Source organism: Pseudoalteromonas sp. Ps84H-4, assembly GCF_024124645.1.
Taxonomy (GTDB): domain Bacteria; phylum Pseudomonadota; class Gammaproteobacteria; order Enterobacterales; family Alteromonadaceae; genus Pseudoalteromonas; species Pseudoalteromonas lipolytica_C.
The window spans coordinates 20124-29467 of the sequence record NZ_JAMXSK010000035.1; the positions used below are offsets into that span (position 1 = coordinate 20124).

Sequence of the window (9344 nt, forward strand, 5' to 3'; positions counted from 1 at the left end):
ACCCTTTAATCGCGCTAAAGCACGACCTACATAATATCGCGCGAAACAAGTTTCACGCCATCGAGTGCTCTTGTAGGTCGCCATTTATGGCGACAAAAACCGTAGAGATTTTCACGTAGGAACGGCTTCAGCCGTGAACCTTAGTGTTCGGCGTTAAAACGCCCTTGTAAACTTGTAACTCGATAACTTTACCCTTAATCGCGCTAAAGCACGGCCTACAAACGCTCGAAACTTGCTAACTTTACCCTTGCAGCTCGCTAACTCTCTCAACGCTTATAAAGCGCCTCAATTGTTGCTGAATCAAGCGAATAAGCATTGATCATATAACCTGCTAACGCACCTGATGCGTTCTCTGGTAATTCAAGCTTTTGTGATAACGCATGCAGTGTAAATTGATATCTGTGAGCGCCATGACCTTCTGGTGGGCAGGCACCGCCAAAGCCTTTAAAACCATAATCATTTGTTATTTGTACACTCCCTTTAGGCAAAGCATTCTTGTCAGCATTTCCAGCACCGCTCGCTAAGCTTGATACTGATTTAGGAATATTCACAACTTGCCAATGCCACCAGCCACTGCCTGTAGGGGCATCAGGATCATAAACGGTCAATGCGAATGCTTCAGTTCCTTTAGGTGCATTTTGCCAAGCAAGTTGTGGAGAAAGGTTATCGCCATTACAACCAAACCCTTTAAACTCTTGCGCACTCTCCATAAAGTCACCATGGGCAATGTCTTTGCTTGTTAAGGTAAAAGACTCAGCGAATGTGGTGCCAGACAAACATAGTAGGAATAATGGCGTGGCAATTTTCAATGTTGATGATTTCATAATATTCTCCGATTAATAAGAATAATCATAATACCTAGCAAAGAGAGATCAAATTAGTACCAAAACTGTCAATTATTAGCCTACTTCGCTCATTATTGTTTTACGAAGGGCTGCTGGAGTCGTATTAAACAAAAGTTTAAACTTATCAGTGAATCTAGATTGCGACGAAAAACCACATTGCTGGGCAATAGCTCCAATAGGCTCTGAGCTGCTTTGAATTAAATGTAGCCCATGGCTTAAACGCGCTTTGTCTTTAATTAACTGAAAACTACTTTCTTCTGCGGTTAACTTTCTTCTGAGTGTCGATTCGCTCATCGCTAACGTCGTTGCAATACTGTTTGCATCCCAATCACGCGTTAAATCACTCGCGATGATAGTATGTACTTTGTGGGTCAGTGTTGGTGGCTCAATAATTGAACCTAAGTCTTTGAAGCCCTGAGAAAATAACACTTGCAGCAGCTCTTGTCTTCTAATTGGCCATAATTGTGGTGGTGTTACTGCAGCCCATTCAATAAATTGTTTTAAGGACATTTGAAACAAAGAATCTACTTGCCCATTAATGAACTTTTTCTTTGCTCCCGATTGATATTTCAAACACTCAAAGTCTGTGTAATCAAACTCAATCAATAACGCCATATAACCAATATTTTGCGGAATGTTGCGCATTGCAACCTGAGGTGTATTTGCCATAAAGACAAAATCGCCTGCATTGCAGTTAACTTCTTCTGTATCAATTAGTCTTTTACTGCCAGACAACACAACGACAAGTAATGGTTTTGCGATAGGCACATTAACTATGTGCTGTTCATCATTAGCGCAATAAATCGAAAACGGTAAAGACTGATGTTGCTTTACTGCGCTTAAACCTATCTCTATCAATTCATTCATATTTTTCAGTGTTTTTTATTGGAGTCGAAGGAACGGATTGGACCGTGATTCTTAGTTATTCGGCGTAAAACGCTACCGGCTAACTTTACACTTTAATCGCGCTAAAGCACGACCTACATAATATCGCGCGAAAAAAGTTTCACGTCTACGGTAGGATACATTAGGTACTAGGGTTTAGGCTCTAGGACGCGATGTAAAATCGCTGCTACTTGTTCGGCGTTGAAACGCCTCCTACAAACTTGTAACTCGCTAACTTTACTCCAATTAAACAAGCATACTGTTTAACATCATCCCTGGCATTAAAAATACCATTGCAAAAGAAAATGATCCGGTGAGTGCAATTGCAAGACAGCAAAATGCAGTTTGCATTAAAAAGACGTTGGGTTTACCAGAGGCACTTTTTTGAAATGACACATAGGCAAGTAACAGGTTTTCTCTAATTTTTTGAAGGTAAGAACACGCTACTCTGATGATTGGCAAGCTGTACATTGCTAAAAAAGCAAATACAACTTCTATTCCACCAAAATGAAATAACAGTGCAATCTCAGGTGAGAACCAACCAACAATAGCTATCAAGCACCAAAATGCAGCTTTTTGATATTTAGTTAGTTCTTGCCATTTGATCATCGTTTTCTTTGTATTTCCAGTTATATTTAAATTAAGTGAGCAGCTGATTTGTCTAATTTAGTTACATAAGCTTTGAGCTCTGCAAGCTGAAGTTTTTTGCCTTGGTGAGCATTCATCGATTTGGCAAAATAGCTATTGGCTTGCTGCTGATCACCTGCATGCTCATGAATGATTCCAATTCGAAGATAAGTAAAAGCAAGATTATTTGGGCCTATTTCTGTTTGCAGAGTTTTAGCAGTATCAAGCTCAAGAATTCTTGCAAGTGAATTTAACGCATAGAGCGCACTATCATGTGAGCCATTTATGTACTGAGAATGAGCAAGTTCTAGCTCTTTTTTAAGAAACTCAGCTGTAATTTCATTTGCGTTTGTAGGTACTGCTAACGAGACTAAAGCAGCTAAGGTTAAAACTTTAAACATATTAAACCTCCCTTTAAAATGTGTTTACAGATTAATCAAACTAGATTAGCTGGTCAAACTTTATACAAGAAAGCGAATTATCAACGAGCTTAATCGCGACCAAAACCAATCAACTTTTTGCCATTTAGGCCATTTTTATGCCATTCGGTTTGCTCTTCACAGAAAATCTGCGCATCTAATTCTTTACTTGGCTCTTCGTTTAAACTGCCTGCAGGAACAAGCAAATAGCTGTTATCTTTTGCAGTGAATGGCAAAGCGGAACCACAGGTTTTACAAAACGCCCGTGATAACGCACGACCAGGGTAATTAAATCGCGTAATGTGCTGTTGGCCTTTTACCCATTCAATAGCATCCGGCGAGGTAAACAAATTTGCGGCATGTGCTGTGCCTGATAATTTTCGACACTGCTCGCAATGACAAAAGAAAAAACGTTTAAAGTTGTCAGTTACTTTGTAGCTTACTTCACCACAACAACACCCACCGGTTAGAGTTTTTGCCATTATATGCTCCTTATTATTGTGTTATAAAACGGCGTTTGACAATGCGCTAAAAATTAATTTTAGGTAATAAAAAAGTTTATACTGACATTCAGTATAATCTATGTGATTGATACAGATTAGAAAACAATTTACGACGAAAAACAATAAAAACAATTACTTTTCAATTAGTTGCATTACATCTGATGCTAGTTTGACTAAAATTTGAGTATCATTTTCAGAAAAATCTCTTGCCTGTGTATCAATAATACAAAGTGTCCCGAGTATAACACCAGTCTTAGCAATCAAAGGTGCTCCGGCATAAAAGCGGATATAAGGCTCCCCAGTAACAAGCGGATTATCTAAAAAACGTTCATCAAATAGAGCATTACTAACTATCAAGGGTTTAGTATCAAGGATTGCATGACCACAAAATGATATATCACGAGGGGTTTCGCAAACATCCAGCCCTACTTTAGATTTAAACCATTGACGGTGCGAATCTACAATACTAACTAATGCGATCGGAACACAAAACAGTTTAGCTATAAAATCTGTAATTCGATCTATATCAACATTTTCTTCTGAATCTAACAAGTTTAACGAATTCAGATATTCAAGCCTCAAAGTTTCATTTTCAGGTTGTATTGGAACCTTCATTTTCTCGCCATTAGACAGATTGTATTAATAAACTATAGTTTCCATTAACCGTTTTTGTTAGGACCTGATGTGAATTATTTTATTAAGTTCATTCTGTACTTTCTTTTATCAATTATTGGCATATCACTCTTTTATGTCGAAATTAACGAGTACAACCAGCAAAAGGTCTTTAACAAAAGCCTTAATCAATACATTGTCAACCTTGAAGGGCTAGCTAAAGTAAATAACCTTATTTTTTCCCTGCAACGTGAACGCGGAATGTCAACTGGGTTAAAGGGTGAAAAGGATTATTTAGAGCGACTTAACACCTATATCAAGGCAACTAATTTTAGCATTGATGATGTGAAAGCGGCCGATCAGTCAGATTATTTTAAGGAGTTTGCGACGCAAGTTGAAAATGACATAAGGTCTATTAGAAATGAAAACCAACTAGCAAGTAAAAGCAAAGAAAGTATTTTTAAAAGCTACTCGGTTTTGATTACCCTGCTATTAAAAAAAGTACGAATTGTTGAAGCCGAGCAGCAGTTTTTTATTCGCCAAAGTAATGATAATAACCTTGAAGCGTTAGATTTATACACTTTACTAAGAGCAATTGAATTAGGTGGGCAGCTCAGAGCAAAAGTTGCAAGATACATAACATCTGAAGATGAACAAGTTAAATTAGTAGTCTTACGAGAAGCACTTAATCTTCATTCTCAACATAATTCATTGATTAAAAATTTATTTAATGACCAAGATGCTAATATCTACAATAATCAAAACAAGCTATTAATAGAAAATTTAATCAACTCACTATCTCAAGGCAAAGCTACTGGAAAAATCACCAAGTTTGAATGGTGGGATATCAGTACAGCTTATTTGAATGAGCTTATAGAACACAGTAATACCATCATCTCTGAAATGAGGTTGAGTGCACAAAAATTGAAGGCGCAAGGTGAAGAAAAGACTTTGCTTGCACTTTGCTTTGCCGTTATTGGCGGGATATTATGTGTTGCTTCAATATGCATGATTATTCGGCTATTATCGCTAAGCAAGGACAAGCGTTTAAACTACAGTACTGCAACCACAATTCAACTTATTATTACCTTTGTGGGAATAACCTCTGTTTTGTATGTTGAACACTATGCAAGTCAAAAACTTTTAAAATATCAATCAAACATTGAGATATTAAGAAACCTAAACCTTCAAGCGATAGATAATATCTATACATTTGACCAACTTTGGCAAAAGCAGAAAGCCAATCAAATGTTGAGCGCACTTTCCTCCATACAACATCAAAATCATCTAGATTTTAACGATATGGATCTAGATGAGCCCCGTGATCTTCAATTTCTAAATAGTATGAACCTGCAAAGTATCATTCAATCTGAGCGTGAAGCTATCAATGAAGGTCGAATTATTTCAAAAGCAATTGAGACACCTGCAAATGGTGTTATTTACCTCATCGCAGGTTTAAAAATCTCGCAAAGTGGATTAACTAATACACTCATAGTCTATGAGGTGAGTCTTAACCATTTGATAGCTAAAGCGCGAGAGAAAATAATCACATTAGAAAATATGCCCAGAGCTGGTTACTTTGTAGAAGACGACTTACTTTCATTTAAAAGCCTGATAAATAACAATTCTAATCAATATGATAAATCAGAGCTACTCAGTGCATATGTATGGGATCAAGAGCTAAATTTAGGGAGCTACTCATATGAAAGCTCAAAAAAATAAAAATGCGTTTTTATCTACCATTCAAAGTAAATTTATCTGGCAAGTTAGTTCGTTGTTTTTCTTATTTCTACTAATCCTATATGTAAGTAATAAGTCACAACAAAAAAATAGAAAACAAGCAATACTCGCACAAGACAATATAAAAACAAGACAGCTATTTATGAGTGCTTCCGAACAGCTCGCTTCTATTGGCAGTTTTGAAGTAGACATAGAGACAAAATGGGTAAATACATCTGAAGGATTTAGAAACTTATTCAATCTTCCTTTAGATACTGAATTCGTAAAAATAAAAGCTATCCTAAAGCGTTTTGATCAAACTCAGCGAAACAAAATTATTAACCAATTAAAAAACCAAAATTTAATGCAAACCTCTGAGTTACAGTTAACGCTTGCAGAACGTCAAACTAGACACTTCAACCTTGTTTCAAAAATACGCTTCAAAGAAAGCTCTCAAACATACACATTAGTTGGTGTAGTAAAAGAGACAACGACTCAAGTTTACGAGTCCGAAAAACAAAAAAGGATCCAGCTTGAATTAGACTCAGCTCGCAAAGAAGCTCTTAACAAAATGAGTGAAGCTGAAAAAGAAAGAAAAGAGACACAAAAACTACTGACAATTAAACGCTCTACAGAGAAGCTGCTACAAGAGGCAATAAATGCTTTTCCGGCTTCGATAATTATGCTTAATAGTGAGCAAGAAATTACGATGAAAAACCTTTACCCTGATCCGCTTGTTACGAGCCAAGTTAATACAGCTACATTCATGGGGGTTGAAATATCAAAAGGAGATAACGTACTAAATATTATTAAAAATTTACCTTTAGTTGAAAAAGATGAATTACTAGATATGTTACATAGCAGTTCTGCAGCAGAAGAATATTGCTGCGAATTAAAATGCAAGTATCTCGTTGACTCTTTTGAGTATTGGTTTGAAATCTTATTAAAGAATATTGCCACTGATTCGGGAAAATACACCTTAATATACCAAACGAATATAACCAGTAATATAAATTCAGCTAAAGAGTTACAAGCAGCTAAAGTGAATGCAGAATTAGCAAGTGAAGCTAAATCACGTTTCTTAGCAACCATGAGCCATGAAATTAGGACACCAATGAATGGCGTAATTGGAATGTTGGATATGTTGGGTGAGTCACATTTAGACCCTGAACAACAACATTTAGCACATGTAGCGAAAAGCTCAGCATTAATTTTACTTCGTATAATCAATGATATTTTAGACTTTTCTAAAATTGAAGCGGGTAAAATGCAATTAGAATACTTAGCATTTGATTGGCTAGACATAATTAAAGAGTTAGCTGAGCTGCTGGCCTACCAAGCTAATAATAAAAAATTAAAGCTAGCCTTTTACTTTTCTTCTGAATTAGCAATTAAACAGCTAGGTGACCCTGTAAGGCTAAGACAAATTTTACTTAACCTAGTAGGAAATGCGCTTAAATTTACTAAAACAACAGCGACTTTATCTGGGTTAATAGAAGTGTCTATAACGCCAAGTGAGCAGCCAGGCTTCTATTTAATCGGTGTAAAAGACAATGGTAAAGGCATGTCGAATCAACAAGTAGATAAACTTTTTACACCTTTTGAACAAGCAGATAACAGCATTCAGCGCCAATATGGCGGCACAGGTTTAGGGTTATCTATCACCAACAAACTGGTTGGCATGATGCAGGGTGAAATTGATTGTCAAAGTCTCGAAGGTGTTGGTAGCCAGTTTGTTGTAAAGTTACCACTTAATGCGCAGCAAGAAGTCGCAGACTTTTCGTTCAAGCTTACAGAAATAAAAATTGCCGTTGTCGGTGATGAAGATAAGTTTGAAACCGACTTAAATGCTCACCTCACTAGACTGCAAGCTAATTGCGAAGTGATCCCAAGAGAATTATTCAATGCGCAACTAGTCGATAGTCAAAGATATGACTATCTTATTATCACTGCAGAGTCTTTCCAGCAGCTTACTACAGAAGGCAAAGACGTATTCATAGATGGTAGTCGTTGCCATTATATCTTACTTGATAATAACCAAGATAAATTACCTAAACCAAGCAATGTTAATATCTCTAGTCTGCCATTATACCCATACTATGCCTCAAAGGTGAGTACACACATAGCACAGTTAGAAAATATCATCGCTAAAGAAAATGAAGACTCCCGAAGCTTAAACTCAGCAATGTCACTACCAAGTATTAAAGAAGCTGAGCGCTTGCAAGAGCTAATACTTGTTGTTGAAGACAATGTTTATAATCAAGACTTATTTAAACGCCAGTTAGCAACTCTGGGCTTTCAATGCGTCATTGCGGACAACGGCAAAATAGCACTGCAATTGCTAGAGCAATTTGATTTTGCGCTAATTATTTCTGATTGCCATATGCCAGTGATGGATGGTTATGAGTTCACAAAACAAAGGCGCATCATTGAAAAGCAAAATAATCTGCCTGCATTACCAATTATCGCCGCAACTGCTAATGCTTTAGATGGCGAAGAGCAAATTTGCTTGGCGTGTGGCATGAATGACTATTTAGCGAAGCCAATATTACTGCAAGAATTGAATAAAAAATTAAAACGTTGGTTAAATGGTAAATCGACACAACCAATTGAGAAGGAAGATCAAGCGTCTCAAATTAGCAAGTTACAAACTGAGTCTAGAAACAAAGCTCCTTTTATACAATTAGACGTGCTAGAAAACTATGTAGGGACAGATAAAAGCCTACAAAAATTGTTTCTAGAGAAATTTGTTAGCGACTCAGAGAAGCTAATTAACCAGTTGAATCTTGATGAGCCTAATAATATTAAAGATATTGCCCATCAGCTAAAAACTTCTGCTAAAACGGTAGGGAGCAACCAACTAGCTGACACACTTCAAGAATTAGAAGAGGTGAGTCAGAAAGGATCATTACAAGAAATCGAAATGTTAATTAAGCAGTGTAAAATGCTGTTCAGGAGTGCACAAGATGAAATTACATCTATACTAATTAATACTGATTAAGACACCCAAGGGTAGAACGTATGTTGGAGCAACCTCCTTTGATTCTAGCCATCGACGATAGTCAACTTGTATTAACGCAATTAGAGTTTCTAATTTCTAATCAAACACCGTGTAAATTCATTGGTTTTGATTGCGGTTATAAGGCTTTATCAATCCCCGAGATCCATCAAGCTTCTCTAATCTTATTAGACATGAATATGCCTTCTATTGATGGTGTAGAAATGCTAAGAAAGCTAAGCGAGTTAAACCTTCAGCAACCGTTAGCTCTATTAAGTGGTGAGAACAGCCTTTTTCTTAAAAATGCCGCTTCACTCGCCTCCCTGCACGGCTTGAATATTATATCATGCATTGAAAAACCATTATCAGTTAGTAAGTTGGCAGAGTTATATAAAGCACTATGTCAGTTTAATAAAGCTCCCCCTTCACAAAAGAAAGATATCACTTATCCAAGTGAAGAGATAATCAACGCACTTTATAAACACGAATATATCGCTTACTTCCAGCCTAAAGTATGTAGTAGAACTGAGAAGATTATTGGTGTTGAGACGCTTGCGAGATGGAATCACCCACAAAATGGTATTGTTTCACCATTCTACTTTATTGAGACGCGAATTCAAGTCCGAAGTGCACCACTCGCTAAATTAGGCTGCTTTGCGTAATTCATCGAATATTACCGCTGGTTGCCTAAACCCTAGACATTTTCTCGGCCTCGCATTGAGCGCCTTTTCTATGT

At 36.9% G+C, this 9344-nt stretch carries 9 protein-coding genes; 3 read left to right on the forward strand and 6 right to left on the reverse strand.

Annotated features, from left to right (window positions below):
* Positions 1 to 266: 266 nt before the first annotated feature.
* From NH454_RS20470 to NH454_RS20495, 6 genes are all read right to left on the reverse strand, one after another.
* Positions 267 to 824 (reverse strand): YbhB/YbcL family Raf kinase inhibitor-like protein, encoded by a 558-nt coding sequence (locus NH454_RS20470; protein WP_290442652.1) that lies wholly within the window; start codon positions 822 to 824, stop codon positions 267 to 269.
* A gap of 75 nt (positions 825 to 899) precedes the next feature.
* The gene (locus tag NH454_RS20475) at positions 900 to 1712 is read right to left on the reverse strand and encodes an AraC family transcriptional regulator (protein WP_253040110.1); all 813 of its coding nucleotides are present in this window, start codon (positions 1710 to 1712) and stop codon (positions 900 to 902) included.
* Positions 1713 to 1976: 264 nt separating this feature from the next.
* Complete coding sequence (locus NH454_RS20480) at positions 1977 to 2339, reverse strand: hypothetical protein (RefSeq protein WP_253040111.1); 363 nt, start codon at positions 2337 to 2339, stop codon at positions 1977 to 1979.
* Positions 2340 to 2365: 26 nt separating this feature from the next.
* Positions 2366 to 2758 carry a hypothetical protein gene (locus NH454_RS20485; RefSeq protein ID WP_253040112.1) on the reverse strand — a complete coding sequence of 131 codons (393 nt, stop codon included), beginning with the start codon at positions 2756 to 2758 and terminating at the stop codon, positions 2366 to 2368.
* Positions 2759 to 2847: 89 nt separating this feature from the next.
* Entirely contained in the window at positions 2848 to 3258 is a 411-nt protein-coding gene (locus NH454_RS20490; RefSeq protein WP_135926484.1) for a GFA family protein, read from the reverse strand.
* 153 nt (positions 3259 to 3411) lie between these two features.
* A complete protein-coding gene (locus NH454_RS20495; RefSeq protein WP_253040113.1) occupies positions 3412 to 3894 on the reverse strand; it encodes a GAF domain-containing protein in 483 nt (160 codons plus the stop codon).
* A gap of 69 nt (positions 3895 to 3963) precedes the next feature.
* Here NH454_RS20495 and NH454_RS20500 point away from each other — a divergent pair, with 69 nt between their 5' ends.
* From NH454_RS20500 to NH454_RS20510, 3 genes are read left to right on the forward strand one after another with little or no spacing between them, the layout of a single operon-like run.
* Complete coding sequence (locus NH454_RS20500) at positions 3964 to 5613, forward strand: nitrate- and nitrite sensing domain-containing protein (protein ID WP_253040114.1); 1650 nt, start codon at positions 3964 to 3966, stop codon at positions 5611 to 5613.
* Positions 5594 to 8611: a hybrid sensor histidine kinase/response regulator gene (locus NH454_RS20505; protein WP_253040116.1), complete on the forward strand. Its 3018-nt coding sequence runs from the start codon at positions 5594 to 5596 to the stop codon at positions 8609 to 8611. The genes NH454_RS20500 and NH454_RS20505 overlap by 20 nt, the downstream gene beginning before the upstream one ends.
* A 20-nt stretch (positions 8612 to 8631) precedes the next feature.
* Positions 8632 to 9270 carry a response regulator gene (locus NH454_RS20510; protein WP_253040118.1) on the forward strand — a complete coding sequence of 213 codons (639 nt, stop codon included), beginning with the start codon at positions 8632 to 8634 and terminating at the stop codon, positions 9268 to 9270.
* The last annotated feature ends 74 nt before the right edge of the window (positions 9271 to 9344 follow it).

What these genes read in the sequence shown, in the direction of transcription:
- NH454_RS20495 (WP_253040113.1), bottom strand. Translation starts at nt 3,894, where the DNA reads ATGAAGGTTCCAATACAACCTGAAAATGAAACTTTGAGGCTTGAATAT.
- NH454_RS20475 (WP_253040110.1), bottom strand. Translation starts at nt 1,712, where the DNA reads ATGAATGAATTGATAGAGATAGGTTTAAGCGCAGTAAAGCAACATCAG.
- NH454_RS20485 (WP_253040112.1), bottom strand. Translation starts at nt 2,758, where the DNA reads ATGTTTAAAGTTTTAACCTTAGCTGCTTTAGTCTCGTTAGCAGTACCT.
- NH454_RS20505 (WP_253040116.1), top strand. Translation starts at nt 5,594, where the DNA reads ATGAAAGCTCAAAAAAATAAAAATGCGTTTTTATCTACCATTCAAAGT.
- NH454_RS20510 (WP_253040118.1), top strand. Translation starts at nt 8,632, where the DNA reads ATGTTGGAGCAACCTCCTTTGATTCTAGCCATCGACGATAGTCAACTT.
- NH454_RS20470 (WP_290442652.1), bottom strand. Translation starts at nt 824, where the DNA reads ATGAAATCATCAACATTGAAAATTGCCACGCCATTATTCCTACTATGT.
- NH454_RS20490 (WP_135926484.1), bottom strand. Translation starts at nt 3,258, where the DNA reads ATGGCAAAAACTCTAACCGGTGGGTGTTGTTGTGGTGAAGTAAGCTAC.
- NH454_RS20480 (WP_253040111.1), bottom strand. Translation starts at nt 2,339, where the DNA reads ATGATCAAATGGCAAGAACTAACTAAATATCAAAAAGCTGCATTTTGG.